22 protein-coding genes are annotated in these 26831 nt (G+C 62.1%); 13 read left to right on the top strand and 9 right to left on the bottom strand.

Annotation, left to right across the window (positions count from 1 at the left end; genetic code table 11):
* Positions 1-172 precede the first annotated feature (172 nt).
* Genes LV28_RS27810 through qatD form a run of 4 tightly spaced genes read left to right on the top strand, consistent with a single transcriptional unit; the run spans position 173 to position 4894 of the window.
* Positions 173-2059 carry a KAP family P-loop NTPase fold protein gene (locus LV28_RS27810; protein WP_038618782.1) on the top strand — a complete coding sequence of 629 codons (1887 nt, stop codon included), beginning with the start codon at positions 173-175 and terminating at the stop codon, positions 2057-2059.
* Complete coding sequence (qatB, locus tag LV28_RS49465; RefSeq protein ID WP_038618785.1) at positions 2059-2880, top strand: Qat anti-phage system associated protein QatB; 822 nt, start codon at positions 2059-2061, stop codon at positions 2878-2880. Before LV28_RS27810 ends, qatB begins: the two co-directional genes overlap by 1 nt.
* Positions 2877-4163 carry a Qat anti-phage system QueC-like protein QatC gene (qatC, locus tag LV28_RS27800; protein ID WP_038618788.1) on the top strand — a complete coding sequence of 429 codons (1287 nt, stop codon included), beginning with the start codon at positions 2877-2879 and terminating at the stop codon, positions 4161-4163. The genes qatB and qatC overlap by 4 nt, the downstream gene beginning before the upstream one ends.
* Positions 4160-4894: a Qat anti-phage system TatD family nuclease QatD gene (qatD, locus tag LV28_RS27795; protein ID WP_038618791.1), complete on the top strand. Its 735-nt coding sequence runs from the start codon at positions 4160-4162 to the stop codon at positions 4892-4894. The genes qatC and qatD overlap by 4 nt, the downstream gene beginning before the upstream one ends.
* Before the next feature lie 671 nt (positions 4895-5565).
* Here the strand turns inward: qatD and LV28_RS27790 are convergent.
* Positions 5566-6627, bottom strand: a complete 1062-nt coding sequence (locus tag LV28_RS27790) for a DUF262 domain-containing protein (RefSeq protein ID WP_038618794.1) — start codon at positions 6625-6627, stop codon at positions 5566-5568.
* A complete protein-coding gene (locus LV28_RS27785; RefSeq protein WP_038618797.1) occupies positions 6624-7361 on the bottom strand; it encodes an FRG domain-containing protein in 738 nt (245 codons plus the stop codon). The genes LV28_RS27790 and LV28_RS27785 overlap by 4 nt, the downstream gene beginning before the upstream one ends.
* 1012 nt (positions 7362-8373) lie before the next feature.
* Between LV28_RS27785 and LV28_RS48635 the strand changes: the two genes are divergently transcribed.
* Both LV28_RS48635 and LV28_RS27775 read left to right on the top strand, forming a co-directional pair.
* Positions 8374-9237, top strand: a complete 864-nt coding sequence (locus tag LV28_RS48635) for an Nmad3 family putative nucleotide modification protein (protein WP_147291582.1) — start codon at positions 8374-8376, stop codon at positions 9235-9237.
* The gene (locus LV28_RS27775) at positions 9234-9962 is read left to right on the top strand and encodes an Nmad2 family putative nucleotide modification protein (protein WP_048806446.1); all 729 of its coding nucleotides are present in this window, start codon (positions 9234-9236) and stop codon (positions 9960-9962) included. Before LV28_RS48635 ends, LV28_RS27775 begins: the two co-directional genes overlap by 4 nt.
* Positions 9963-10633: 671 nt before the next feature.
* Here LV28_RS27775 and LV28_RS27770 read toward each other — a convergent pair.
* Both LV28_RS27770 and LV28_RS27765 read right to left on the bottom strand, forming a co-directional pair.
* Positions 10634-10969 carry a TFIIB-type zinc ribbon-containing protein gene (locus LV28_RS27770; protein WP_023594260.1) on the bottom strand — a complete coding sequence of 112 codons (336 nt, stop codon included), beginning with the start codon at positions 10967-10969 and terminating at the stop codon, positions 10634-10636.
* Positions 10970-11196: 227 nt separating this feature from the next.
* Entirely contained in the window at positions 11197-11985 is a 789-nt protein-coding gene (locus tag LV28_RS27765) for a TerC family protein (RefSeq protein ID WP_023594259.1), read from the bottom strand.
* 193 nt (positions 11986-12178) lie between these two features.
* Between LV28_RS27765 and LV28_RS27760 the strand changes: the two genes are divergently transcribed.
* A complete protein-coding gene (locus LV28_RS27760; RefSeq protein WP_038618803.1) occupies positions 12179-13138 on the top strand; it encodes a LysR substrate-binding domain-containing protein in 960 nt (319 codons plus the stop codon).
* Positions 13125-14198 carry an AI-2E family transporter gene (locus LV28_RS27755; protein ID WP_023872302.1) on the top strand — a complete coding sequence of 358 codons (1074 nt, stop codon included), beginning with the start codon at positions 13125-13127 and terminating at the stop codon, positions 14196-14198. Before LV28_RS27760 ends, LV28_RS27755 begins: the two co-directional genes overlap by 14 nt.
* Before the next feature lie 110 nt (positions 14199-14308).
* Here LV28_RS27755 and LV28_RS27750 read toward each other — a convergent pair whose 3' ends face one another.
* A complete protein-coding gene (locus tag LV28_RS27750; protein ID WP_025250269.1) occupies positions 14309-15880 on the bottom strand; it encodes a tetratricopeptide repeat protein in 1572 nt (523 codons plus the stop codon).
* Between the two features lie 500 nt (positions 15881-16380).
* Here LV28_RS27750 and LV28_RS27745 point away from each other — a divergent pair, with 500 nt between their 5' ends.
* Both LV28_RS27745 and LV28_RS27740 read left to right on the top strand, forming a co-directional pair.
* A complete protein-coding gene (locus tag LV28_RS27745) occupies positions 16381-18120 on the top strand; it encodes an ABC transporter permease (RefSeq protein ID WP_023594255.1) in 1740 nt (579 codons plus the stop codon).
* 10 nt (positions 18121-18130) lie between these two features.
* A complete protein-coding gene (locus LV28_RS27740) occupies positions 18131-19447 on the top strand; it encodes an ABC transporter ATP-binding protein (RefSeq protein WP_023594254.1) in 1317 nt (438 codons plus the stop codon).
* 43 nt (positions 19448-19490) lie between these two features.
* Here the strand turns inward: LV28_RS27740 and LV28_RS27735 are convergent, their stop codons facing one another.
* A complete protein-coding gene (locus tag LV28_RS27735; protein ID WP_141572444.1) occupies positions 19491-20375 on the bottom strand; it encodes an outer membrane protein in 885 nt (294 codons plus the stop codon).
* A 445-nt stretch (positions 20376-20820) separates the two neighbouring features.
* On the opposite strand from LV28_RS27735, the gene LV28_RS48630 reads away from it, so the two are divergent.
* Positions 20821-20964 carry a hypothetical protein gene (locus LV28_RS48630; protein WP_023594252.1) on the top strand — a complete coding sequence of 48 codons (144 nt, stop codon included), beginning with the start codon at positions 20821-20823 and terminating at the stop codon, positions 20962-20964.
* A gap of 154 nt (positions 20965-21118) precedes the next feature.
* Here the strand turns inward: LV28_RS48630 and LV28_RS27730 are convergent, their stop codons facing one another.
* Both LV28_RS27730 and kbl read right to left on the bottom strand, forming a co-directional pair.
* Complete coding sequence (locus LV28_RS27730) at positions 21119-22081, bottom strand: NAD-dependent epimerase/dehydratase family protein (protein ID WP_023594251.1); 963 nt, start codon at positions 22079-22081, stop codon at positions 21119-21121.
* 2 nt (positions 22082-22083) lie between these two features.
* On the bottom strand, positions 22084-23301 hold the full coding sequence (gene kbl, locus LV28_RS27725; RefSeq protein ID WP_023594250.1) for a glycine C-acetyltransferase: 1218 nt from the start codon (positions 23299-23301) through the stop codon (positions 22084-22086).
* A gap of 259 nt (positions 23302-23560) precedes the next feature.
* Here kbl and LV28_RS27720 point away from each other — a divergent pair, with 259 nt between their 5' ends.
* Positions 23561-24148: a helix-turn-helix domain-containing protein gene (locus tag LV28_RS27720; protein WP_023594249.1), complete on the top strand. Its 588-nt coding sequence runs from the start codon at positions 23561-23563 to the stop codon at positions 24146-24148.
* Between the two features lie 267 nt (positions 24149-24415).
* Complete coding sequence (locus LV28_RS27715) at positions 24416-26035, top strand: methyl-accepting chemotaxis protein (RefSeq protein WP_023594248.1); 1620 nt, start codon at positions 24416-24418, stop codon at positions 26033-26035.
* A 38-nt stretch (positions 26036-26073) separates the two neighbouring features.
* Here LV28_RS27715 and LV28_RS27710 read toward each other — a convergent pair whose 3' ends face one another.
* Positions 26074-26757: a TetR/AcrR family transcriptional regulator gene (locus LV28_RS27710; RefSeq protein WP_048806743.1), complete on the bottom strand. Its 684-nt coding sequence runs from the start codon at positions 26755-26757 to the stop codon at positions 26074-26076.
* Positions 26758-26831 lie beyond the last annotated feature (74 nt).

Below are 26831 nucleotides of genomic sequence, written 5' to 3'. Positions count from 1 at the left end.
CATGACGAACTGCCGACCTGCTGTCTTTAGGCATGTGTTACTTGACAGCGAGCAAGAGTATAGGGGGAGATTCCGCTTGGTCTAGCCACGCTGGTAGATGAGGCCTGGCCGTCTGCCTGTAATGTGGCAATATCCGTGGAAAGCAATAAAAGCACCTTAGGGGAAAGACGACATGTGGCACGACATTGAGGCCGAAGTTGACTTGCTCAACTTCGGAGTGGTTGCTCGCGCGGCAGCGGATTTGATTCGACAGGCAGGCGATGCACCGCTGACCATTGGCGTGTCGGGCGGCTGGGGTGCTGGCAAGTCGACACTCGTAAAGTTGATCAAGACTGACCTCGAAACCGGAGGGGCGAAGGAAGCCTCTGGTTCAAGCGCTTATGTCGTTATGGAGTTCAACGCGTGGCTCTATCAAGGGTATGAGGATGCGCGCCAGGCACTTCTGCAGGCGGTCTCTGACCGGCTGCTCGAAGAGGCAAAAGAGCGCAAGACGTTTGTCGACAAAGCGCTGGATTTCGTAAAGCGGGTTCGGTTGCTGAAGGTGGCGCGCATCACCGCACCGATTTTCGCGCACGCTGGCGCTGGCTCGGTTGCCGGCGGCCCTCTTGGCGCTTTCATCGGCGCGGCGACTGGTTTCGTGAAGGGCCTCTCCGACGAGGCGAAGAGGGATGAACAGCTGAAAGCACTAAAGGATGCCTACGCTGATCTCAAACCTGAGCTGAAGGAGCTGATTGCTGAACGTCAAGAGGATTCCTTGCCGAAGGAGATTCACGCGCTCAGGGAGGCCTTCGCAAAGCTGCTCGCCGACATGGGTGTCACCCTCGTCGTGTTCGTCGACGACCTGGACCGCTGCCTACCTCACACTGCCATCGCAACCCTTGAGGCCATGCGGCTCCTGCTGCACGTGAAGAATACGGCCTTCGTAATCGCAGCGGATGAAAGCATGATTCGCGGCGCGGTCCGCGCGCACTTTGCAGGAGTCGATATTGAGAACGGATTGGTGACGAGCTACTTCGACAAGCTGATCCAGATTCCGCTTAAAGTGCCTCGACTCGGTGTGAACGAGGTGAAGGTGTACCTCGCGTTGCTAATGGCCGAACTGGCCGTGAGGCAAGGGGAACTGACTCCCGAGGTCCAGACGGAAGGGCAGCGCGCGCTTCTTCAACTTCTGAAGACTGCGTGGGGAAAGGGCATCACGCGCGACGACCTGGCAAAGGCGTACGGCAGCGAGACCAAGAGCATCGCGAGCGCACTGGATATGGCAGACCAGCTTGCACCGCTTTTAGTCAGTGCGAGTGATATCGCCGGCAATCCGCGACTCATCAAACGTTTCCTGAATAACCTCATGATTCGGCTGACCATCGCGAAGGCGATGAATATGCCTATCGCCATCGAGCAATTGGTGAAGGTGCAGCTACTCGAGCGCGTTGCATCACCAGCGGCGTTTGAATTTTTCGTCAAAGCAGTCGCCTCTGGCCTTGATGGCGACGCCGAGTTCTTGGGGACACTGGAAGCTGCCGCGCAGGCGGACGAAGAGTACGTTGCGCCGCACCCCTCGTGGTCAACGTCCTTTTACCAGCAGTGGGTGCGGTTGAGTCCTCGCTTGGCAGGCGAGGACTTGCGAGCCCTTCTGCATCTGAGTCGAGACCGCTCGCTTGGGCTGGCGGCCTACGACGAGCTGTCTGAGGAGGCCAAGCGGCTTCTGGAAGCGACGATGGAGGCAAAGGAAGTCTCCAATGTTCTGGTAAGTCAACTTACGGCGCTGAGCCAGGCGGACGTATCGCGCATCCTCATCCGCGTCATTCGAAAGGCTCGAGATAGCCAGTGGGACACCGTCGATCTTCTGCGCTGCCTGAACTGTACCGACGCTCATCCTGAGCTTGGAGAGCAGTTTGTTCAGGCGCTGGAGGAAATCCCGCCGGCTCAGAGGCCCGTCGCAATCCTCCCCAAACTGAAAAACAAACCCTGGGCAGCGATGCTGCTTGCAGACTGGCGCGACGACCCGGAGTCGACGGAGCAGGTCAAAAAATACCTTAAGCCGCAGAAGGGGGGGAAGTAATGGGAACTTCGACTTCGAGCAGTGGACCCGGCCCGAATGTAAGTCTTGACCCTCCCTGGCTTGACGACGTGCTTGAGGGGCTTGGGGGCGATACGGTCCCGCCTGCGGATGACGAACCAGTTCCTCCAGAGGGCGCGCTCGGAACGGCTCCGCCTGCTCGCTTCGCTGAGGCGAGGCGCGAGCTGAAGAAATTCATCAAGAGCGGTGACACCGACAGCCTTCGTAAGGCTATCGGACACTACTCACGTAAGGGCAGCGGAGGGGCCGGCGCAGCGTCGACCCGAATGCGCGCCTCGACGCGAGCCGGTGCAGAGCTATTCTCCTTTCTCAACGCAGTCAGCCAAGGCCGCTCCGTTGAGGCACGACAGTGGGTGCAGGACCTGCAAAGCGGCAATCCGACCGCGGATGACATCGTGGACGCCATTGTCCGGGAGCTTTCTCCACCGGGCGGCAGTGCCGATGAAGAGGCGCTTCGCGATTCAATGGCGTCGGCGCTAACCAAGCTTGTCGTGGAAAATCCAGACATAGACCTGATGCATCTGCAGATGACCGACATCTGGGAGCTTATGAAGCATTACCTCGCATCGGAGGTAACTCATCGGGTCTGCTTTGACCTCGGCCCACTCCTGGAGAGCGCGAAGGTCGACCCGACTACCGCTGTCCAGCGCGAGCGCGAAATGCGCCTCTTTATCACGTTAGAGATTGGCGAACACCTTGATCTGCTTCGTGGCAGTAGGCCAAACCCGACGCGAGCGGACCTGGACGCCATCTTCCAGGAGACCCTGAAGATGACCTTCGAACTCTTCGAGGCAGACTTATGACGCGCGTGTTTTGTGGCCCCAAGGATTGCATTCCTGCCGAACGGGAGTTCGGAGTCGACTACGTTTCGATGTATGAGCACGATGGCCTAGCGGACGTGAGCACGGTTGGAACCGCGCTCATCAAGGACATCGTCGCCTCTGGTGTTGCTCCGGGCGCCCGGAGCTGGGATTTCTTGACACTGGCGCTGGCTGTGAACGCAGCTGACAACGTCCTCAAGCGCGCGCTAAGTCCGGACGGCTGGACGCGACAGATAGAGCTTGAAGTGGTGCTCTACGAACCCGAGCCGTACCAGGCAATGACCGCGAAGATTGAAGAGGCCTTGCGTTTTCTGACCGGCGACTTCTGGAGGCTCACCTTTACCGACGGCGGCTATCCCCCTCCGCGCCCGACGGTGCCCGCCATCTTCAACGCCGACTGCGTTTGCTTGCTATCCGGTGGCCTGGACAGCCTTGTGGGAGCGCTTGATTTGACCGAAGAAGGTCGGCGCCCGTTGCTTGTCTCCCAGATCGCCAAGGGCGATAAGGAGACGCAGAGCCGCTTTGCGAGCGGACTGGGCGGGAACGACCGGCATCTGCAATGGAATCAGAACATCCGTACGAAGGTGGAAGAGATTGAAGGTTCAACGCGTGGGCGGTCCATTGGCTTCTTCGCGTTCGCGGCGGTTGCTGCAGACCATCTTGCGACTACGATCGCTGAATTGCAGAGACCCATCGAAGTCTTCGTTCCGGAAAACGGTCTTATCAGCTTAAACGTACCACTCAACCCCGGTCGGGTTGGAAGCCTCAGTACCAAGACCACACATCCGATGTTCATGGAGCGATTACAAGCGCTGTGGGACGAGCTTGGAATTCCAGCCGTGCTGCGTCTTCCGTATGCGGCGATGACCAAGGGTGAGATGATGGCCGGATGCCGCGCATCTGCTCTGCTAGCTGAGGTTGCCTCGGACGCCACGAGCTGCGGCCGTTTCGTTCGAAGCGGCTACAAACATTGCGGCCGCTGTGTTCCATGTTTGGTTCGCCGTGCATCATTTATTCGGGCAAACCTCCCAGACAACACGACTTACAAGTATCCCTCACTTCGAATAGCACAACTGGAAGACGATCCCAATGACATCGGTGCTGTTGCGGGTGCCGTTCTGAAGGTGGAGCTGAATGGCGTCCGCTCCTTCACTGCTGGCCAGCTATCCTTCGCGGAACCGAGCCGTCGAAGAGAGTTTGAAGGCGTCGTGGAGCGTGGCCTGGCGGAACTGGGCGTGCTGTTGCGGCAGGAACAAATCCTGTGATTGACTTCCATTCTCACCTTGACCTGTACCCCGATGGCCTCAAGCTTGCGCAGGAGGTGAACAGGAGAAATGAGTTCACCCTCGTGGTCACCACAAGTCCGCGCGCCTACCGGGCAACGTCACGTGTGTTTCAGGGTCTGAAGAACATCAAGGTTGGGATCGGTCTGCATCCGGAAGTGGCTGTTGCTAAACAAGGAGAGCTGGACGATCTCGTCGAGGGAATCTCCCGCGCGCGTTTTGTTGGCGAGATTGGAATGGATGGTTCACCCAGATTTCGAGGATCAATTCCCGTGCAGGAGTCCATCTTTCGGGCGGCTCTCGCTGAGTGCGGTCAGTGGCAAGGACGGGTGATGAGCATTCATTCGCGCGGTGCTGAACGTCGAGTCGTGGAGCTGCTGGCGACGACGAACCATGCCGGCGTGCCGGTGCTTCATTGGTTCTCGGGCGGGTTCGCAGAACTCGAGACTGCTGTTCGTATTGGTTGTTGGTTTAGCGTTGGCCCTTCGATGCTTCATGGGGCGAAGGGGCGGGCGCTGGTGGCACGAATGCCTCAACACCGAGTGCTACCTGAAACGGACGGTCCCTTTACGACCGTGGGGGGGGTACAACTGCAGCCATGGGATGCATGGTCCGTGCGAGCCCCTCTGGCGGCAATCTGGGGCATGCAGGCAGATGAGGTAGGACAGCAACTGAAGCAGAACCTTCACCACTTGCTGCGGCTATCAGGTTGAACAGGGCTTCGGCCAATCGTGGGACTTCATTAAAAGCTTTCGAAACTTGGTCGGCCGCCCGACACGCGCAAGAGCATCTCCGTATAGCTTGCTGGTCAGCAATCGGTCTGTGGATATGAAATCCGGACTCGATGCGCTAGCGGGGATCCGTCGTGGGTCGCGGGCGTCGAGTCGTGACCGTCTGCTGTGGGACGACTTTGAGACGCTCATGGGTATATGTCGAAAGGCAGAAACGGGTCGGAAACGGTCAGGCGACAGAGGGCCGCTACCGGCCAAGAGGAGATCTTCGTCCGATTGCGCCGCCAGACATTCAGACGGCCCTTACCTTCAGCAAGCGGTCATTCGCTCGCCGAGAGCCGGCTTCGTGTCGTTGGCCAATGCTGATGTTCGCCGTTGATCCTTCATGCGGCTGCAGTTCGCCACGTAGCTGTCGTCGTCAAGGCGGCGACTGACGACCACGTGCTTCACACTCGAGGCCTTGATCCCACTGCCACGCGTAGATGCTTCAATGTCTCGCCAGTAGGCCTTCGACGTCTGCCTCGCGTAGACGGTTTCGTCAACGAGTGCATCTCGTTGGTTCAGCCGGGCTCGGTCAGCAAGCGCGTCTCGCAGCTGAAAGCGTGCCGGCGCGATTCCCCACTCATTCCAGACGATTTCCTCGTTGGATGGGCCTACGCTTCGGCCAGCCACCCTTCGAGTATGCGCCACCGTTCTCGGAGGGAGTTTGCATCGTTCGTGCCCTGTTGCGATAACCTGTCATATTCCAGTAGCTCGAAATTCGCGCTAGAAATATCATCCTCGGCCTGTACGCGATTTTTCATTCGGAGACGATTGAATTCTTCAAGCTTACTTCGCGAGAATTTATCTTCTAAACCTCGGGCCCGCATCCGCTGGAAAACAAATACATAAACTGGAACTGAAGCTTGAGACTGAAGAAGACTGTCCTTGTCCACAAACACAGGAAATATCGCGTCAAGCAGTGACTTGACTTCTTCTTTCAAGGATTTCACATATTTGGACTCGCCGGCCTTGTATTTCAACGCAAATGCATCAAGGAACGGTTTCTTCGTGTCAACGACCTTTTCAGATCTCAGATGATGCGCCAGAAAAAGCAAACGAACCGCTGACTCTTTCCATTGGTAACGAGCGTCCGAGAAGCGTACTTTCTTTGCGAAAAACGCGTTCTTCGAGATTTCGTCGACGGCTTTCACTAAGTCGCCACCAATGGCACGCCGCTTCTCGGCGGCGTTAAGAGGAACAGCTTCGTTCAGCCGAGAAAACATATCATCGATCAACTCAAGGTCATCAGTCTCGACCGTGATTATCGGCAAGCTAAACGAATCGAATCGGCTTTTAATCCGAGGGTATCTCTTCGCCAACTCGCTATAGTTCATTCCCGCGGCTATAACGCTCGGATCCTCCAAATATCTAAAATCATCGCTCAGAGAAAATTCATCCTCCATGAATTTAACTATTGTCTCAAGTCGCTGACGGCCATCGATAACCGCATACTGCTTGCCCGTCTTCCTTGCTTGATCCCGGTCGAATCGGTGAAAGTATATTTTTGGTATATCGTATCGATTGATCACCGAATCTATTAATAACTGCTTCTTTTCTTTAGACCAGACGTCGCCATTTCTTTGATAGGATGGGTCCTTGACGATCAGGTCCCAGTCACTATAAATGCTTTGGATCGTGCTGTGTTGCAACGGGTGTGTTTCAATGTAGTTCAATTCAGAATCTCCTTCAGTCCCGCACCAATGCTGGAAAGCTCTGGGAACACTTGAAATCTCGAAAGTCCGAGCAGCTTAAGCTCATCTTTGATTTGTTTTTTCGCTTGGGCTGGAATAACCATCTTGAGACAGTGCTTGCGGTCCTCGATTTCTTCGATGGGAATTTTTTTGAGATGGCTGATGGTAAAGACGCCAAGCTGCGCCTGGATTCTAGGGTTATTACGGGTGGCGATCGCAGCGATAGGTAATATTCCGTTGTCACGACCACGTGCATATTCGGTGACGGAGTAATTTGCAAGCCACTCGTCCTCGAACGACGGAATATATACGTCGTCTTTCGTTGAGTGCCTATTTAAATCCATTGGAGAAAGTATCCATATAGCACCGTCTTTGTCGTGATGCGTTAAATCGTCTACCGCAAAATAGAGTGCTATCAGGGGAGCCTCGGTCCAGTCCAGCAAACGCGTCGGCACGCCATAGTGTTGCATTAAGAACATCCAACCGAAGTCGTATGGAAGCGTCGGTGCACTATTGAGCAGAAGGTTCGCGTTTTGACGAAACCGCCCTAAGAGCTCTATCTCGCCCATTGGAGCTCGCAGGCGATCGTAGTGTGGAAGAAGTTTCCAGGAGACATCGGCATGTCCCCGGAACCATCTAGGTCCTCCTTCTGGTTGAGCGACAGCTCGCATGTGCTTTATGAAGTCGGCGATAGAGTTAATTTTCTTGTCGGCCATTGCAATTTTATTAATGTTTTCTTACAACCGTTGGGCAGACTAACCTTCTTGAGGCCCTAGTTTAGCGTCCGCCGGATGGCCACGCCACCTCACTTTACTTGGCACCATCAACGCTATGCGTTCGCGACCGCCCGCCCGATTTGCCGGCCCGAAAACGCACCTTGTCAGCGGTCAAGACTGCGGCTGGAACGAGTCCCTGCGCGACGCGACGGGCTGCCAAGCGGAGCAGCTGTCAAGATGGACCTGTCATGTGTGGAAGCGTTGGGTTGCTAGCGGCACGAAGCGCCAGAAAGTTTCCGCTCCTTCGATGAATGGAGGTGACAGTACTCCAACGTGCTGTGGTTGTGCACCAAATCTGCTCAGCGTTCTCAGCGAGCTGTCGGTCAACGTGAGAATGCGGTTGATATCAAGATAGGCTGAGACCCGCCGGAATAAAACCAGCATGAGTAGCTCTCGAAGCAATCCTGCGCGACCGAAAGGATCCAGTTGAGCCGCCTTCGGGGACGAGAGCCGCGGACCGAACACTAAGCGCGCCGCGTGCGCTGGATGGCCGTTGACCATTCGGAAGCGAGCATAGGACTGCCTGAGGCTGAACGGCGGAAACGGGTCGGAAACGGTCAGGCGGCAGAGGGCCGCTACCGGCCATGATGGGACGTTGGTCCGGAAAGTTATCCGGTCGTACAGGAGGCGGCTCCGCATCCGCTAGCGGCCAATCATCGACGAGAACCAGCGCTGCTTGAGAGATAGGTTGCAAGGGTAAGAGGTGGGGGATGCAGATTTCGCGTCGGTCCGAGCATGGAGACTAACTTTCGGGTGAATCGAGGGTCATGCGAAGCGTCACGTTGCAACCTGAACCTGCAAACTTCGTTAAAGCTTGCAACAGCAGCCCGCACTTGAGCGCGCTTTTCATTTCGTTGCCTCGAAAGGTTAAACTTTTACAAGTTTCCTCCCGTTAATGCCGGCGTCTCTCGAAGTTCAATCCGGCTACCGAGGTAGTTGTCAGGAGCTACGTTTGAAAATCATCTTTAGCCGCAAAGGATTTGATTCACAGTATGGCCGGGTGCCGAGCCCAATTCTCTCCGATGGGTCGCTTCTGACCTTCCCCATCCCATCACGCTACGGCCGACCGCTCGGAGACATCCAAGGTCCACTCGGTCCTATGCACGAGCTGGCTAGCGACCTTACGCAAGGTGCGATCACAGCGCGCACTTCCGTCCATCTCGATCCTGACCTGCATGCCGGCAGCGTGGCGCGCCGACCGGGATGGATGGCTTCGCTCGGGCAGGTGGGCTCAGCGCAGAAACACCTTGCCAAACAGGGCGTGGGGCCGGGAGATGTGTTCCTGTTCTTCGGATGGTTCCGTCAGGCTGAACGCGTTGGAGATCGGTGGCGGTATGTACCGGGCGCTCCGAACCTCCACGCCTTGTTCGGCTGGCTGCAGGTGGGACAAGTACACAAGGTGGACGCATCTGAGTGCCCGGAGTGGCTTGAGGATCATCCACACGTACAGCATGCCGCGCGCATCGGTGTGAACAACACGATCTATGTTGCCGGCGAGAGCTTAGCTGGTTCGCGCCAACGAGCACCAGCGGCCGGTGTATTCCGGAACTGGGGACCTGATTTACAGCTGACTGCCCCTGGGTGTTCGCGCTCGGTATGGCGTGTGCCACGCTGGCTGCTCAAAAACCCCGAGCAGCCGACGCTTAGCTACCACCGGGATCCGGGCCGGTGGCGTCTCGACAACGACTGGGCCATCTTGCAATCGGTCGGTAAGGGCCAAGAGTTCGTGATCGACGTGGGCAACTGCACGGAGGCCTCTCAGTGGCTGGAGAGCCTGGTGTCCCGTCATGGCACCTCGACAGGAGCGTTGGTATGAGCGTCACCATGGGCTATAAGATGACCCACGACACCGGATTCGCCCCCAACCCGTTTCACGGCGTGCTAACGCTTGCCACGTGCAAGCCGAAAATCCGCGCATGCAGGAACGCCGGCGACTGGGTGGCTGGATTTGCTTCTCAGGAACTGGTCACGAGCGCAGCTCGCCGAGGCGTGACTATCCCGCGCGACGGACTCGTGCACCTCATGCAGATCCAGGAGATTCTGCCGCTGCACGCGTACTTCGACGACAGCCGCTTCGCGGTCAAACAGCCGCCGCGCGAGTCGTCAGACGCCGTCGCCTTGTGCGGAGACAACATTTACTATCGCAACCACCTCGGGCAATACGAGCAGCTGGAGAACCGTTACCACACGCGAGAGGATATCCGCCGCGACACGTCCGGCGTGAATGCGCTGGTCGCAGGACGCTTCTACTACTTTGGACGCCACTGCTTCGTGCCGGACGGTGGGTGGGCTGCACTGACCGGTTCCCCGCTGTCCACGGGCCGGCAGTTCCGCTGTCCGGACGGTTTTGCCGAAAAAATTCTTCGATACTTGGACGCAAAAGGTATCGCCGAGGGGATGCATGCACTTCCCTCTCTGATGGACGATGACACGCCTGTGCATCCGAAGAATCCCTTCGTCTTTCCCCTCCAGGAGCGAGAAGGCTTTGCGCCGCCGATGCGTCCGGGCGGTCGCCGCAGATCGGGTTCCTGCGGAGGTTGAGCCAAACCACGCCGCTGAACCTAAGCATCCAGTGTGGACGGACTACGCACGACAGCTCGTGCAGTGGTTCGGCGTGGCGCCGGCCGAAGCAAATGGAGGGAAGGCACTTATAAGGCCGAGTATTCTGCGGCCGATACCACCGCCTCAACGGCCGTGGCACCTTTGAAAGCTGCCGTTGGCATGGCGGTACCTCGAACGGCCCAAGTGGGTCGATCAGTGACGTTTGATATATCCGGCCATACACACTCCTTCGTCCCCTGTTCTCAGTGCACCGGAAGTGCAGTAGCCAGTTTTTTTCGCTTGCCCGAAATTACGCTAAACTACTGACACTAAACAACTTTTGATTTCGATCGTTTACGGTCAGATTGCGTTATTTTTCAAAAACTTACCGCGTCACACGCCGAATCATAATCCGCAGGTCCGGGGTTCGAGTCCCTGATTCGCCACCAAATTTGAAAACGGCTTCCAGCGATGGAAGCCGTTTTTTTTATCCTCGAACGCCAACGTCGCATCGGGATTCGTCGAGCAGCGAGCGCGTCATATCGACCTGAACGACCACATCGGTCGCAGTCCGTGCGGACGCACCCCGAACCATTGCCAGCCCCCATCACTCCATAATGCCGCCCGCAAGGCGCCGACCATGACGCCTTGCATTTGCGCAACGCCGTCAATTAATCGAAATCGAACATCTCGAACAGCGACTTCTTCTTGCGCGGCTGGCTGTAATGCCGTCGCCGATCGTCGTGTCCATAATGTCTGTCGTGCGTGTCGTACGAATGGCGATCGTCGCGATGCTCTCGCGTGTCGCGTTCCATCCGCTGCGAACGCTCATGATGACGTGCCGATTGCGGCGACGTCATCGCCGGACCGCCATCGGTGCGCTCGATCAACTTGTCCAGTTCGCCGCGATCGAGCCACACGCCACGACACGTCGGACAATAGTCGATCTCCACGCCCTGACGCTCCGTCATCAACAAATCCGGGGTACCGCACACAGGACACTTCATCGTTTCGCTCCGTCACTGAAAAGACAACGCCCTCAATGTATCGGGCGCAGCGCAACGAAAAAACCTGCATTTTCATTCACTCAACTTCGAAAAAAACGAACTCCCCACCACCATGAAAAAACCCCCAAGGGTTGGCGTTGACGCCAACCCTTGGGGGCAGCTCAGTTCCCGGCGCGCGCCGCGCGCGTCTCAAAGACGCGCCGGCATGTGCGCCGTGCCGGCGCCGTTTAGTGCACCACCCGCGCCTTCTGGGCGTTGCGGCGCGCCTTCGCACGACGCGTGAGCATGTTCAGCCCCTCGACGAATGCCGAGAACGCCATCGCCGCGTAGATGTATCCCTTCGGCACATGCGACCCGAAGCCCTCGGCGATCAGCGTCATACCGATCACCAGCAGGAAGCCCAGCGCCAACATCACGACCGTGGGGTTCGCGGCAATGAACCGCGAAAGCGGCCCCGCCATGAAAAGCATCGCGGTCACCGCGGCAATCACCGCAATGAACATGATCGGGATGTGTTCCGTCATGCCCACGGCCGTGACGATACTGTCGATCGAGAACACGAGATCGAGCAGCAGAATCTGCATGACCGCCGCGCGTGCGGTGATCGTCGCCAGCGTACCGGCCCCCGACGCCCCGTCGCCATGCCCCGCCTCATCGTCCTCGCCCGCGCCGTGCGCCACGTGATGATGCATCTCCTTGGTCGCCTTCCACACCAGGAAAAGACCACCCGCGACCAGAATCAGGTCGCGCCACGAAAACCCGTGACCGAACAACTCGAAAAGCGGCGTCGTGAGCTTCGCGATCCACGCCACCGTTCCAAGCAGCGCCAGACGCATGACCAGGGCCAGCGCAATTCCCATGCGTTGCGTACGCGCCCGCATCGCCAACGGCAACTTGTTGGTCAGAATCGAAATGAAGATCAGGTTGTCGATGCCAAGCACGACCTCCATGACCACCAACGTGACAAGGGCCGCCCACACCGCCGGGTCAGCCGCCAAAGCAAGTAAATAGTCCATATGTGCGTCAGAGTTTCCGTATGGTTGTCGGAGCGCCCGCCTCGCACTTCCCGACGCCGCGCCCCAGTCCTTCCCTCGCAACCCGCACCAAACGTAGCTTGCGGGTTCAGAACCGCATCATCGTCGAACTCACGCTTCGCAAAAACCATCTATATACTTCATGAAAGTTCGGTTTTTCCGAAGATACAGGAACATGTTGAACTACCGACATCTTTACTATTTTTGGGTCGTCGTCAAGGAAGGCGGCTTCGCCCGAGCAGCGCAACGCCTGGACATGGCCGTGCAGACGATCAGCGCCCAGGTGCGCGAGCTCGAGAAGTCACTGGGGCATCAGTTGCTCAAGCCTGCCGGGCGGGGCGTGACGATGACGGAGCCGGGGCAGGCGGCATTTCGACGTGCCGAAGAGATTTTCCGTCTCGGCCAGTCGATTCCCGACGAAGTCCGCGAGGCGGCGAGCGGCCGGGTGGCGCGTCTGTCCGTGGGGCTGGCCGACGGCATCTCCAAACTGGCCGCACATGCGATCCTCGCCCCGGTACTCGATACGCCTGCCCTCAGACTGGTCTGCCACGAGGGCGAGCACGAGCAATTGCTCGCCGAGCTGGCGCTGCACAAACTCGATCTGGTGCTCGCCAGCCAGCCCGCCCCCTATAACCCGACGTTGCGTCTGGCCAGCGAACGTCTCGCGGAATCGCCGGTGGACTGGTACGGCCCGGCATCGGTCGTGCGCAACGCCTCGCGCGACGCGTTTCCACAATGCCTCGCCGAGTTGCCGGTGCTGCTGCCCACGGGGCACTCCGCGCTGCGCGCACGCCTCGATCTTTGGTTCGAGACACAGGGGATTCGGCCCAATGTCGTGGGCGAGTTCGAAGACAGCGCGCTCATGGCCGTGTTCGCCACGCGCGGGATGGGTGTCTTCGCACTGAGCGAGGCGGGCGCGGGCGACGTGTCGATATTGCGCGGCCTGCGCTGGCTGGGGCGGCCCGAGGGCGTTCACGAGGAAATCCACGCCATCCGCTCGCGACGCGGCGAAGGACATCCGCTCGTGCTCCGTATCATCGAGGCCATCGGGCAGGCGTCCGATTCTGATATAAGAGCCTCTGACGCACCTCCCGTGCCGTCGCCATCTGCAAGGAACCCTCATGTCGAGTCGTAGCGACCAGCGCAAATTCTTCCACCTGATGCTGTTCGTGGTGACGGTCGCGTTCGGGTGGATCCTGTTCCCCCTCTTCGGCGCCGTGTTCTGGGGCACGATCCTCGCCCTGCTGTTCCAGCCGGTGCAGCGCCGCGTGTTGCACCGCATGCGCGGGCGCCCCAACCTGGCCGCGCTCACCACCCTCGCGCTGGTGCTGCTCATCGTGATTCTGCCGCTCACGGTCGTGGTGGGCATGCTCACGCAGGAAGTCAGTTCGGCGCTCGTGCGCTTTCGCACCGATCTGCCACAGCTCACCGTCGCCTTTCAGCAATTGCTCGACCGGCTGCCCGCTAGCGTGCATCGCATCATGGACCTCGCCGGCGTGCAGGACGTCAACGCCATCCAGCAGAAACTCGGTGACGGCGCGGCGCAGATCGGGCGCCTCGTGGCCGTCTATCTCGTGAGCATCGGCCAGAACACGGCGCAGTTGCTCGTGAGCTTCGGCGTGATGCTCTACATGCTGTTCTTCCTGCTGCGCGATGGCGTGGCGCTCGGCGCGATGGTACGCCGCGCGCTGCCGCTGGACGAACGTCACAAGGGTCAGTTGATCCGGCAATTCACCACGGTCGTGCGCGCCACGGTCAAGGGCAACATCGCTGTCGCCGTCGCGCAGGGCATGCTCGGCGGATTCATCTTCGCGGTGCTCGGCATCGAAGGCTACGTGCTCGCCGCCGTGGTGATGGCGTTCCTGTCGCTGTTGCCGGCGGTCGGCGCGGCGGTGGTGTGGGTGCCGGTGGGCGTCTGGCTGTTGCTCTCGGGGGCGATCTGGAAAGGGGTGGTGCTGTTCGCGTTCTGCGGCACCATCGTGAGCCTCGTCGACAACGTGCTGCGCCCGATCCTCGTGGGCAAGGACACCAAACTGCCGGACTGGGTCGTGCTCATCTCCACACTCGGCGGCATGTCGCTCTTTGGCCTGACCGGCTTCGTGATCGGGCCGCTCATTGCCGCGCTGTTCATCGCGAGCTGGAACATCTATACGCGGCTGCGCGACGTCGAGGAAGACCAGGCCGACGCCGGCTGATCCCGGCGGGCCAGAGGGGACGTCAGGTGGGCGTCGCACGCGGCCGCATCGCCGTCATGCACGACCGACGCCGCACGATCCGGAGCGACGTCGTCATCGGCCCCGCCCGATCAGGCGACCTGCGCCATCGGCGCGCCCCGCATCAACACCTCGAGGTCACGAACTACCTGCGCCATTGCGCCGTCCCAGTCGCCGCGCTCGGGCTGACGGTACAGGGTGACCGACGGGTACCAGTCGCTGTCGCGACGATCGAGCTGCCAGCGCCAGTTGGGCGTGTGCTGGATCAGTCCCCACACCGGCTTGCCCAGGGCGCCGGCCAGATGCAGCGCCGCCGTGTCGACCGAGATCACGAGATCCATCTGGGCCATGACGGCGGCGGTCTCGGCAAAGTCGCTGAGCTTGGCGCCGATGTCGTGCACGTTGGAATACCGCGCGAGTTCGGCACGCTCTTCGTCCGTGGCATCGACTTGCAGGGCGTAGCATTGCGCGCCCGACGCGAACACCGGCGCCCAGTGCGCGAGCGGCACATCCCGTTGCGGCGGGAGCGCACGCGCACGCCACACGAAGCCGATGCGCAGCGCGCCCTCGGGCTTGGCGCCAAGCGCGGAGCGCCAGACCATCTCGCGCCCCGCACTGGAGCGCAGGTAGGGCGAATGCACGGCCACGTCGCCCCCGATCCTGAGCAGATGGGGCAGGCTGAGCAGCGGCACCTGCCAGTCGAAGGACGGCACCGGCATGTGATCGCCGAGCACCGTCACCCCGCGCGCCACGCCGCCGAGCAACGTGACGAGCGGCGCCTGCACCGACAGCACTACGTTGGCGCCCATCTTCACCAGGCGCGGCAGGAACCGGACGAACTGCAGGGTGTCGCCGTAGCCAGGCTCGCTGTAGACGAACACGGTCTTGCCTTCGACTGACGTATGTCCGTCCCACAACCGGTCGGCAAAGCGCCGCTCCTGCACGCCCTCCTGCCAGCGCCATTCGTAGTCATGCCAGCCCGGCTCGTAGTCGCCCAGCAGCAGGTGGGTCTGCGCGCGATTGGTGCGCGCGCCCACGTGATCGGGCGAGCGCTTCACCGCTTCGTGCAGGCATTGCAGCGCGTCGGCGAACGCATGTCGCTCTCGCAACGCCACACCGAGGTTCACCAGGGGATCGGGTTGCTGCGGCGCAATGGCGTTCGCCAGACGATACGCGTCGATCTCTTCGTCATACCGGCCCAGCGCGCCGAGCGCGCGACCCCGGTTGAAATGCGCCTGCCAAAGCGCCGGCGCCTTGGCCGCCGTGCGCTCGAACCAGACGAGTGCGCGGGCGTTGTCGCCTGCCTGCGCCCACGTGAGCCCCACGGTGTGCATCGTGCCGATGACGTCGTGCGACTGCTGCACGGTGGCCTCGAACAACGCTTCGGCTCGCATCTGACGCCCCGCCTGCAAGTTCGCCATCGCGGCGTCGAAACAGGGCTGCGCGCCGGGCTGCGGCACGAGCGCGAGCAGACGGTCGAATGCGTCGGCAGCCGCCTCGAAGGCGCGCATGCGCAGCGAGACGTAAGCCAGGCCCTCGAGGGCGGGGACGAATTCGGGAGATTGCTTCAGCACCTGGCGCAACTCGGCAATCGCCTCGTCGAGCCGGCCCGCGGCACTCAGTTGTTGTGCGCGCTCGCAACGCGCGTCCAATGGCGTCGTCATGCGGCGCATCCTTGCTTGTCTGGGAATGGGAGGGGGTCGGGCCGGCATGCCACACGACGGCCGCAGAGGGCATCTTGCCCCATGGCAGCAGGCGCCGTGGCCCGATCGAGCGGTGCACACTACACGACCGCACGGCACGAATCAAGCCGCGGGGATTGGTCCGTGGCGCGCCCATAAAGTTCACATCTTCAAAATAACGTTTTCCCTGCCCGAAACCGTTCGCCTCGTCTTCCGGAAATCGCGCGCGAGGAATCAGGCGCACCGCCGCACCGCCATGTATCACCCACCGAAACGAGACGCCTGACGCGGTGCAGCATAAAAACCACAGTCAGTCGCCGCGCAGCGGGTTTGCCAGCCCGCGACATGCGCTTTAACATCAATTTGCAGGGCAATCTGGTAGCATCCGCTGCCGTCCCTGCACACGTGCCCGTGGCCGCCCGTGCCGCAATGCGACGCAAACTCCTGTCGACCGTCCGACCCCTCAATCTCTCGAGGTCCTGATGACGCGCGTAGCCCGTCCGTTCATCCCCGCCACTGCGCGACGCCTGCTGCCAAACCGCTGGGATTTCATCGCCTTCCCGCTCATCATCGGGTTCCTGATGGTGAGTTCTTCGGGCATTCGCCAGACCTGGGCGCCGCTGGCCGACCTGCAGTCCGAAGTCATATCGCTGGACCCGTCCAACCTGCCCGAGTACGCCCTGCGCACTACGCTGCGCATGCTCGCGGCCATGGTCGCATCGTTGCTCTTCACGCTGGTCTACGGCACGCTCGCGGCCAAGAGCCGGCGCGCCGAGAAGCTGCTCGTGCCGATGCTCGACATCCTCCAGTCAGTGCCGGTGCTGGGTTATATCTCGTTTACGGTCACCTTCTTCCTCGCGCTTTTCCCGGGACGCGTGCTCGGCGCCGAATGCGCCGCCATCTTCGCGATCTTCACGAGCCAGGCGTGGAACATGACGTTCTCGTTCTATCAGTCGATGCGAACGCAGCCGCGCGACCTGTCCGAAGTCGCGGTGAATCTGCGTCTGTCGCCCTGGCAGCGGTTCTGGAAGCTCGACGTGCCCTATTCGATGCCCGGCCTCATCTGGAACATGATGATGAGCATGTCGGGCGGCTGGTTCTTCGTGGTGGCATCGGAAGCGATCACGGTGGGCGACAAGACGGTCACGCTGCCGGGCATCGGCGCGTATCTCGCGACGGCCATCCTGCAGCGCGACCTGCATGCGGTGGGCTGGGTGATCCTGGCGATGATCGTCGTCATCGTCATCTACGACCAGTTCCTGTTCCGCCCCATGGTGGCCTGGGCGGACAAGTTCCGTCTCGAAGACACCGTCTCGCAAGCGGCGCCCGAATCGTGGGTGCTCAACGTGATCCAGCGCACGCGCGCGATCCAGTTCCTGCTGCGCCCGTTCGGCAAGCTGCTGCGCACGATTGCTCGTATGCGCATGCCGCTGTCGCTGCCCGCGGCCATTCACTCGGAATCGAACACCCGGCTCTCGCGCGCCATCGACTGGCTGTGGGCGCTGCTGCTGGTGGTCATGGGGGTATGGGCCGCATGGAAGATCTGCGACTTCGTGCTCTCCGAAGTCGGCTTCTCCGAGGTGCTGCGCGTTTTCGGCCTCGGCCTGATCACGCTGGTGCGCGTTGTCGTGCTCATCGCGATTGCGTCGGCGATCTGGGTGCCGCTGGGCGTGCTGATCGGGCTGCGTCCGAAACTGGCCGAGCGCATCCAGCCGCTGGCGCAGTTCCTCGCCGCATTCCCGGCGAACCTGCTGTTCCCGATCTTCGTGATGGCGATCGTCCACTTCCACGCGAACCCGGACATCTGGCTCTCGCCGCTCATCGTGCTGGGCACGCAGTGGTACATCCTGTTCAACGTGATCGCCGGCGCGACCGCCTTCCCGAACGACTTCAAGGAGGCCGCCACCAACTTCCGCATTCGCGGCTGGCAGTGGTGGCGCCAGGTGATGCTGCCCGGCATCTTCCCGTACTACGTGACCGGTGCGATCACGGCGTCGGGCGGCGCCTGGAACGCGTCCATCGTCTCGGAATGGGTGCAGTGGGGCGACGACAAGGTCGCCGCGCACGGCCTGGGCGCGTACATCGCGCAGACCACCGCCGACGGCGACTACCCGCGTATTCTGCTCGGCATCGCCGTGATGGCGCTGTTCGTGGTGCTGTTCAACCGCTTGCTGTGGCGCCCCATGTACGCCATCGCCGAAAACAAGCTTCGTCTGAATTGAAGGGGCCGTGATGCCGAACGATACCCATACGATTGCCGGAAAAGAGATCTTTTCGCTCGCCAACGTCAGCCGCGGTTTCCGCAAGGGCAGCGACGAGCGCCAGGTGCTCGACGGCGTGAACCTGCAACTGCACGAAGGCGAAATCGTCGGCCTGCTCGGCCGCTCCGGCTCGGGCAAGTCGACGCTGCTGCGCATCATTGCCGGCCTGATCCAGCCGAGCTCGGGCGATATCCGCTACATGGGGCAGCCACTCGCGGGCCCGCCCGAAGGGGTGGCGATGGTGTTCCAGACCTTTGCCCTGTTCCCATGGCTGACGGTGCTGCAGAACGTGGAAGCCGGGCTCGAAGCGCTGGGCGTCGAGCCCAAGGAGCGACGTCGCCGCGCGCTCGCGGCGATCGACCTGATCGGCCTGGACGGTTTCGAAAACGCTTATCCGCGCGAACTGTCGGGTGGCATGCGCCAGCGCGTGGGTTTTGCGCGGGCCCTCGTGGTCAACCCCACGCTGCTGCTCATGGACGAGCCCTTTTCCGCGCTCGACGTGCTCACGGCGGAAACGCTGCGCACCGATCTGCTCGATCTGTGGAGCCAGCGTCAGTTGCCGATCAAGTCGATCCTGATCGTCACGCACAACATCGAGGAAGCGGTATTCATGTGCGACCGGATTCTGGTGCTGTCGTCCAATCCGGGTCGCGTGGTCGCCGAGATCAAGGTGCCGTTCGCGCACCGTCGCAACCGTCTCGACCCCGCCTTCCGCAAGATGGTCGACGACATCTATGCGCTGATGACCTCGCGCCGCAACGCGCACACCACGCAGAAGATGCCGCTGGAGCTGTCCAGTCCGCTGCACGAAGTCTCGACCAACCTGATGGCCGGTCTGCTCGAAGCACTCGCCGTGCCGCCGTACAACGGTCGTGCCGACCTGCCGGAAATCGCGCAGACGCTGCTGCTCGAAGTCGACGATCTGTTCCCCGTGGCGGAAATTCTCGATCAGCTCGGTTTCGCGGAACTCAAGGAAGGCGACATTCTGCTGACCGCCGCCGGCAAGCGGTTCGTGGACGTGAGCACGCAGGAGCGCAAGGTGCTGTTTGCCGAGCACCTGCTGCGCCATGTGCCGCTTGCCGCGAAGATTCGCGCGGTGTTGCAGGAGCGTCGTGGCCAACGCGCGCCGCGCGTGCGCTTCGAACAGGAGCTGGAGGATTCGATGTCGGACGACCTCGCACAGGAAACGCTCGACACCGCCATCAACTGGGGGCGCTACGCCGAGATCTTCTCGTACAACGACCACACGGAAACGTTCAGTCTCGAGGACGTCGAAGGCGCGACCTGACCGCCCCGGTCGCCGTCCCCGGCCAAACGCGGACGGCTTGGGCTCAGAACGCGTAGCCCGCGCCGATCATCCAGGTCTGCGTGATCGTTCTCGAATCGGGCTCGTAGGCGGCCGTGCCCGGTGCCACCTGTGTCACGCTCGAACGGCCGTACTGGAAGCGCGACCATTCGTACGAGGCGTTGATGTGGAAGTTTCGGGCCACGGCGTAGTCGAGGCCGAGCCCGGCCACGACCACGGGCTTGTTGCCCAGGCTGAACGTATTCTGCGATCCCGCCTGGGTCATCGAGGCCCCGACCATCGCCCCGGCCCGGACATCGGCCGTCGCCACGAGCCTCGGCGTGACTTCCAGCTGCCCCATCAGCCCGCCGCCGACCACGTGGTGCCGATAGCGTTCGTAGAAGCCGTAGGGGTCGCGGCTGCTGTCGCGAATCCAGTCGTGATAGCTGTAACTCAGGTACGGCACCACTTGCGCGCTCCACGTGCCGAGACGAAACGGGATCGCCTTGCCCGCCTTGAGCGTGACGTCGGTGTTCGTGGAGCGTGTGGTCATCTGGTAATTCGGCTGCACGACCCGACCCGCGAAGTCCTGCAAATAGCCGCTGTAATCGACATTGCCGTGCGACACGCGCACCGAACCGCTGAAATAAAGGTTCGAGATGCCGAACAGCTGGCGCTGGGTGGCCGCACCCAATGCGAACGCCGCGGTGGTCCCACGTTCGGAATCGCTTTTGCCTGGCCCGATGTCTTCCCGGTAGTTGAGCGGTTGGGCGCCCACGCCGAGCCAGACCTGGTTGTTGGCGCGCAGCATGGCTTCCTGCGCATGGACGTGAGCCGTGCATAGACTCGCAGCGGCAATGACAATGGCGGCGCGCCGGACGGCGACTCCGCGATGGCCGCAAGCGATGGTGCGGCGCGTTTTCGGCGTCATGGCACGACCCTCCCCAGGCGTGATCTCAACGACGATTTGGAAGCGGCCATCGGCATGGCCACCGTTTTCGTGCATTGTTTCAGCGCGACACGCGGCACGCAAGCGGGCAAATGGGGATTCTGCGCAACCTTCGCAATACGAGAATCACGCCAATCGAGACATCGCCCGGGGAACCGCCGTCACCGGGCCGTGGCGTCGGGCTGCGGCGGGGCGGCGCATGCACGCTGCCGGTTCCGAAGGCTTCGTCGAAACGACCATCACCATGCGACGGACCGTGTCAAAAAGGCGACACCTATCGGTAAAGATACTGATTCGCGGTCGTTTTTGTGCGGTCGCATAATCGATTCAGAACCTGCGGCGGATGCCCCCGGGGGGCGCATCGACAATTCATCGCGCAGGTTCTTTCCGCGGCGCAGACCGTGTATCAGACCCGAGAAGACGCATCATGAGCTATTACCATTCGAAAGCAGAAGGCCGTGGCCGTGCCATGAGCATGACCCCCGCCTATCGCTGGCGCCGTCGCGCATTTGCCGTGACCTGCGCGGTCCTCGCAGCCCTCGCCTACTACGCGGTCCATCACCCGAAGTAAGCGATACGGCAGGCAGGGCGTCTGAAAACACAAGGCGCGTACGACTCGACATCGCACGCGCCTTGCCGGGACTGTCGCGTTCGCTTTTCAGTCGCCGCTTTCAGTCATCGTCTTTCCACTTCGTTTCGCTCTCGCCCAGTTTCACTCTCGCCCTTCATGCTGCGTTTCCCAAGGCAGGCACGCTCCAGTCCAACGGGACATTGGCGAGCATGTCGTCGACCATGGCATCGAGATCGTAGGCGGGCTTCCAGCCCCAGTCGTAGCGTGCATGGGTGTCGTCGAGCGTGTGCGGCCACGTCTCGGCGATCGCCTGACGGAAGTCCGGCGCGTACGTCACCTTGAAGTCCGGCACCCGGCGCGCGATCGCCGCGGCCAGTGTCGCCGGATCGAAACTGACCCCCGCCACGTTATACGACGAACGCACGCGCAGCCGCGAGGCGTCGGCGTTCATCAGTTCCAGCGTGGCGCGCACGGCGTCCGGCATGTGAATCATCGGCAGCGTGGCGTCTTCCTTCAGGAAGCACGTGTACGTCTCGCCACGGCGCGCGGCCTGGAAGATGTCGATGGCATAGTCGGTCGTGCCGCCGCCCGGCGGCGTCTTGTAACTGATCACGCCCGGATAGCGCAGGCTGCGCACGTCCACGCCGAACTTCGTGAAGTAGTACTCGCACAGGCGCTCGCCCGCCTGCTTGCTGATCCCGTACATCGTGGTCGGGTCCATGATGGCCAGTTGCGGCGTCTCCACCGCCGGGGTATGCGGCCCGAACGCGGCGATCGACGACGGCCAGAACACGCGCAGCTTGCGCTCGCGCGCGAGTTCGAGCACGTTGAGCAAACCATTCATGTTGAGCGTCCAGGCCTGCAGGGGGCGCGTTTCGCCGGTCGCCGACAGCAGCGCCGCCAGATGGAAGATCTGCGTGATGCCGAAACGCTCGACCAGCGCCGCGAGTCGTGCGGCGTCGAGCACGTCGAGCGTCTCGTAGTGGACCGCGTGACGCGACGGACCAGGCGCGATGTCCGACGCAATCACGTTCTCCTTGCCGTACTGCGCGGCAAGAGCTTCGACGAGTTCGCTGCCGATCTGTCCGTTGGCGCCGATAATGAGGATGCGTTCCATGTTCAACCTTGTTTGAGAATGCCGAGTTCGTTGCCGGCCTGCGCGAACGCCGCCAGCGCCCGCGTGAGGTGTTCGCGGGTGTGCGCCGCCGAGAGTTGAACGCGCACGCGCGCCTGCCCCTGCGGCACCACGGGATAGAAGAAGCCGGTGGCGATCACGCCCAGTTCGTACAGCCGCTGCGCGAAGCGCTGCGCCAGCGTGGCGTCGAACAGCATGACGGGCACGATGGGATGCGTGCCCGGCTTGATCGTGAAGCCCAGCGCCGCCACCTCCTGACGGAAGAACGCCGTGTTGGCATGCAGTTGCTCGCGTCGCGCGGATGAATGCTCCAGCTCGTCGAAGACGGCGAGCGACGTGCCGACGATCGCCGGCGCGAGGCTGTTCGAGAAGAGATAGGGACGCGAGCGCTGGCGCAGCGTTTCGATCACTTCCCGACGGCCTGCGGTGAAGCCGCCCATGGCGCCGCCCAGCGCCTTGCCCAGCGTGCCGGTGATGATGTCGATCCTGCCGAGCACGCCATGATGCTCGTGCGTGCCGCGCCCGGTCGGCCCCATGAAGCCGGTTGCGTGGCACTCGTCGATCATGATGAGCGCGCCGTATTGCTCGGCGAGCGCCACGATGCGGTCGAGCTGGGCGATCGTGCCGTCCATCGAGAACACGCCGTCGGTGACGATGATGCGATGACGCGCCCCGGCCGCCGCCTGTAACTGGCGCGCCAGGTCGTCCATGTCGTTGTGGGCGTAGCGCAACCGCTGCGCCTTGCAAAGCCGTACCCCGTCAATGATCGAGGCATGGTTGAGCGCGTCGGAGATGATCGCGTCCTGCTCGTCGAAAAGCGGCTCGAAAACGCCGCCGTTCGCATCGAACGCCGCGGCGTAGAGGATCGCGTCTTCCGTCCCCAGATAGGCGGCGATGCGGGCTTCGAGCGCCTTGTGCGGGCCTTGGGTGCCGCAGATGAAACGCACCGACGACAGGCCGAAGCCGAAGTCTTCCAGCGCCTTCTGCCCCGCCTTGACGAGCGTTTCGCTACCGGAAAGCCCGAGGTAGTTGTTGGCGCACAGGTTGATGCGGGTCTGCCCGTCGTCGCACATGACCTCCGGCCCCTGCCGCGACATGAGCACGCGTTCCTGCTTGAAAAGGCCCTGGCGGCGCGTGTCTTCGAGTCGTTCGGTCAGTTGCCGGTAGAAGCCTTCGCGGGCTTCCGGTTGTTGTGCGGTCATCGTGCGCATCTCCTTTGTGCGGACAGCGGTGCCGTCGTGCGGCCTCGCCGGATAGGTCGGCCGGCATCGGGTGAGCCGGCAGCGATGTCGGTCGACAACGCACGATCACGCCCCGACCCAGCCCGGTGCGACGTTGCCTGAACGCGCATCGGCCGTGCGGCGGGCTCTGCTACCATGGCGCCATCCACCTTATCGAAAACTATACTTTATATTGAACAAGTTTCAATATATTGAAAAATTTTAATATCCCGGAATCCTTATGGCAAGCACGCCGTCCGCCGCCCTGCCGCCGAGCGCCCCGCCGCCGGTCGGCGACATGATCCAGCAGCTGCGCAAGGAGCGTGGCATGACGCTCGAGACGCTCTCCCGCGCCTCGGGGGTATCGAAGTCGATGCTCTCCCAGATCGAGCGCGACAAGGCCAATCCGACCATCGCCGTGGCGTGGCGACTGGCGAACGCGCTGGGTGTGCGGCTCGATCAGTTGCTGGGTGCCCCGGCCGGCGATCCGGAACCGGTGCGCATCTTCGGCAAGCACGAAACACCGACGCTGGCCGGCGCCGAACAGGCCTATCAACTGAAAATCCTCGGCCCGATGGAGCTGGCCGGGAAATTCGAGTGGTACGAGCTGACGCTGCAACCCGGCGCCGCGCTGGTGTCCGAGCCCCACGATCCGGGCACGCGCGAGCATTTCACGGTCTTCGACGGCCAGATCGACATCGAGGTCGATCACATCGCGCGACGTGCCAGGCCGGGCGAGACCGCCCGCTACCCCGCCGACCGGGCGCATGCGATCCGCAATGTGGGCAAATCCGTCGCGCGCGGCCTGATGGTGGTCATCCACGGCTGAGCGGTTGTCGTCACCCGGTTTTCGCGCACTTTTCACCCGCGGTTAGCCCGGTTTTTCCTTTGTCTCGCGCGCGCGTCGCCCCACGCGCACCTCAAGTCCTTGCTAGGACTGCCGTTAGCACACGTTCGGTCAGTGCTTTCTCATCGAGGGCGCTGACATTCGATCGACATTCGGCCCGCGCGACCCGGACGACACGTCTCGCGCGGCCGCCGCCAACGTGCAGCGAGTCCGTCACACCGAAGCGGAACCAGTGGGGAAGACGAAGTGATGCAGCAGTTGAGTTTGAAAGCGAAGTTGTGGTCTGCCGTTGCGTTGATGTGGGTCAGTCTGCTGGCCATGGCGGTCTGGGGCGCGTGGGCCCAGCGCGACACGATGCTTGCCGAGCGCCGCGAGGGGCTCACCCACGTCGTCGATGCGGGCCTGAGTCTGGCCAAGTACTACGCCGAGCGTGCCCAGCGCGGCGAAATCACCGTCGCCGAAGCCCAGAAGCTCGCGCGCGAGCAGATCGGCGCCATCCGCTATGACGGCGACAACTATTTCGGCATCCTCAACTCGCAACGCGTCATCGTGCTCAACGCGGTCAACCCCAAGCTCGAAGGCAAGGACATGAGCCAGTTCCGAGATCCGTCGGGCAAGCTCATGTTCTCGGACATCGTTGCCGCGGCTCGCACCGACGATCCTTTCGTTACGTACCTCTGGCCGAAGCCCGGCTCGGATAAGCCCGTCGAAAAGATCAGCCGCGTGGGCGCCTATTCCCCCTGGGACTGGTACCTGACCACCGGCGTCTACGTCGATGACATCAACACGGCGTTCGTGGGGGCGTTGCTGCGCTGGGGCGCCATACTGGCCATCGTCGGTCTGGCCGTGTCGGGAATCATGCTGCTCATCATCCGCAACGTGCAGCACAGTCTGGGCGGCGAGCCGGAGTACGCCGCCGACATCGCCACGCGCATCGCCGACGGCGACCTGCTCGCTCAGGTCCGTCTGCGCCAGGGCGACAGCGCCAGCCTGCTGTTCGCCATGCAGCGCATGCAGGCCAACCTTCAGCAGATGATCGGACGCATTCGCGGCGGCACCCGCGCCATCACGCTTTCGGCACGGGAAATCGCCGAAGGCAACACCGATCTGTCGGCTCGCACCGAACAGCAGGCCGCCGCACTGGAAGAGACGGCGTCGTCGATGGAGCAGCTCACCTCCACGGTACGACAGAACGCCGACAACGCGCGTCAAGCCAGCCAGCTCGCCGAGAACGCGTCGGCCATCGCCGTGCGCGGCGGGCACGTCGTCGATCAGGTCGTGGCCACGATGGAAGGCATTTCGCAAAGCTCGGGCAAGGTGGTCGACATCATCAGTGTGATCGACGGCATCGCTTTCCAGACGAACATTCTGGCGCTCAACGCCGCCGTGGAAGCGGCGCGCGCGGGCGAACAGGGCCGAGGTTTTGCGGTGGTGGCCGGCGAAGTGCGTACGCTCGCGCAGCGCAGCGCGGCGGCAGCCAAGGAGATCAAGGAGTTGATCGAAGCGTCGAACGGCCGCGTCCAGGACGGCTCGGCCCTCGTCGCCCAGGCCGGCCAGACGATGCACGACGTGGTACAGGCCGTGCGTCGCGTCACCGACATCATGGGCGAGATTTCGGCGGCGTCCGAGGAGCAGAGCCACGGTATCGAGCAAGTCGGCCGGGCGGTCACGCAGATGGATGAGGTCACGCAGCAGAACGCGGCGCTCGTTGAGCAGGCGGCCGCGGCGGCCGCGTCGATGGAAGACCAGGCGCACATGCTCGACCAGGCGGTCGCGGCCTTTCGCATGACGTCGGACGACGCCCCGAGCGGCGACCACCCGGTCACGCGCGGCACGGCCGGCGTGGCGCGGGCGCGACTCGCCGCCTGACTTTCGGCACCCGGCCCGGGCCAGCGCCGGGCCGGGCTTCAGTCGTCCTGAAGCGCGCCAGCGAGCCCGGCGTCGATGATCTGCCGCGCAACCGTCGGCAGAATACGCAGCGGCGCCGAGCCCGGGCCGAACGTCTGGCTCGCCGCATAGGCCCCCTCGAGAATCAGCGACAGCGCATCGACCAGCGGCGCCGGATGCCGGGAACCGGCGGCCGTCACGAGCGCGGTGAAGCGCCGCACCACCTCCGCCTTGTAATTCACGACCGACTTGCGTGCCGCATGCTCGGGATCGGGAAACTCCGCGGCCACATTCACGAACGGACATCCCCGATAGCCGCACTGGCTCGCGCGCTCCGAGAGATCCACGAAGATCTGCAACAGTTGCGCCCGCGGATCGCCCTCGCGCTTCGCGATGCTCGCGTCGATCCGCGCCAGGCTTGCCGTTTGCATGTGATCGAGATACGCCAGAATGAGATCGTCCTTCGAGGCGAACTGGCGATACAGGCTCATCTTGTTCACGCCCGCGCGCTTGACCACGGCGTCCACCCCGACGGCACGCACACCCTCGGTATGGAACAACTCGACCGCGGCGTCGAGCAGATGCTGCTGCGCAATGGGAGCGGGCGTGACATGCCGCCCCGCCTTGCCCGGGCGCGGCGCTGCGCTGCGACGTCGCGTCGTCGCCGCAGCGCCCTCGCCCTTGGCGGATGCCTTGCCCGGCATGCCCGGCGTTGTCGATTTGGCCATTCGTCTGGCACTCCCTGGTCGGTGAACTGCGGCGTCGGGAAAGCCCTGCC

It is taken from the genome of Pandoraea pnomenusa, assembly GCF_000767615.3.
GTDB lineage: Bacteria > Pseudomonadota > Gammaproteobacteria > Burkholderiales > Burkholderiaceae > Pandoraea > Pandoraea pnomenusa.
This window is presented reverse-complemented; position numbering and strand designations above follow the sequence as displayed.

Excerpts from the sequence above, each read along its gene's own strand:
- LV28_RS27710 (WP_048806743.1), bottom strand. The coding sequence starts at position 26,757 with ATGCCGGGCAAGGCATCCGCCAAGGGCGAGGGCGCTGCGGCGACGACG.
- LV28_RS27715 (WP_023594248.1), top strand. The coding sequence starts at position 24,416 with ATGCAGCAGTTGAGTTTGAAAGCGAAGTTGTGGTCTGCCGTTGCGTTG.
- LV28_RS27810 (WP_038618782.1), top strand. The coding sequence starts at position 173 with ATGTGGCACGACATTGAGGCCGAAGTTGACTTGCTCAACTTCGGAGTG.
- LV28_RS27765 (WP_023594259.1), bottom strand. The coding sequence starts at position 11,985 with ATGGACTATTTACTTGCTTTGGCGGCTGACCCGGCGGTGTGGGCGGCC.
- LV28_RS27750 (WP_025250269.1), bottom strand. The coding sequence starts at position 15,880 with ATGACGACGCCATTGGACGCGCGTTGCGAGCGCGCACAACAACTGAGT.
- LV28_RS48630 (WP_023594252.1), top strand. The coding sequence starts at position 20,821 with ATGAGCTATTACCATTCGAAAGCAGAAGGCCGTGGCCGTGCCATGAGC.
- qatC (WP_038618788.1), top strand. The coding sequence starts at position 2,877 with ATGACGCGCGTGTTTTGTGGCCCCAAGGATTGCATTCCTGCCGAACGG.
- kbl (WP_023594250.1), bottom strand. The coding sequence starts at position 23,301 with ATGACCGCACAACAACCGGAAGCCCGCGAAGGCTTCTACCGGCAACTG.
- LV28_RS27735 (WP_141572444.1), bottom strand. The coding sequence starts at position 20,375 with ATGACGCCGAAAACGCGCCGCACCATCGCTTGCGGCCATCGCGGAGTC.
- LV28_RS27770 (WP_023594260.1), bottom strand. The coding sequence starts at position 10,969 with ATGAAGTGTCCTGTGTGCGGTACCCCGGATTTGTTGATGACGGAGCGT.
- LV28_RS27720 (WP_023594249.1), top strand. The coding sequence starts at position 23,561 with ATGGCAAGCACGCCGTCCGCCGCCCTGCCGCCGAGCGCCCCGCCGCCG.
- LV28_RS27740 (WP_023594254.1), top strand. The coding sequence starts at position 18,131 with ATGCCGAACGATACCCATACGATTGCCGGAAAAGAGATCTTTTCGCTC.
- LV28_RS27775 (WP_048806446.1), top strand. The coding sequence starts at position 9,234 with ATGAGCGTCACCATGGGCTATAAGATGACCCACGACACCGGATTCGCC.
- qatB (WP_038618785.1), top strand. The coding sequence starts at position 2,059 with ATGGGAACTTCGACTTCGAGCAGTGGACCCGGCCCGAATGTAAGTCTT.
- LV28_RS27785 (WP_038618797.1), bottom strand. The coding sequence starts at position 7,361 with ATGGCCGACAAGAAAATTAACTCTATCGCCGACTTCATAAAGCACATG.
- LV28_RS27730 (WP_023594251.1), bottom strand. The coding sequence starts at position 22,081 with ATGGAACGCATCCTCATTATCGGCGCCAACGGACAGATCGGCAGCGAA.
- LV28_RS27760 (WP_038618803.1), top strand. The coding sequence starts at position 12,179 with ATGTTGAACTACCGACATCTTTACTATTTTTGGGTCGTCGTCAAGGAA.
- LV28_RS27755 (WP_023872302.1), top strand. The coding sequence starts at position 13,125 with ATGTCGAGTCGTAGCGACCAGCGCAAATTCTTCCACCTGATGCTGTTC.
- LV28_RS27745 (WP_023594255.1), top strand. The coding sequence starts at position 16,381 with ATGACGCGCGTAGCCCGTCCGTTCATCCCCGCCACTGCGCGACGCCTG.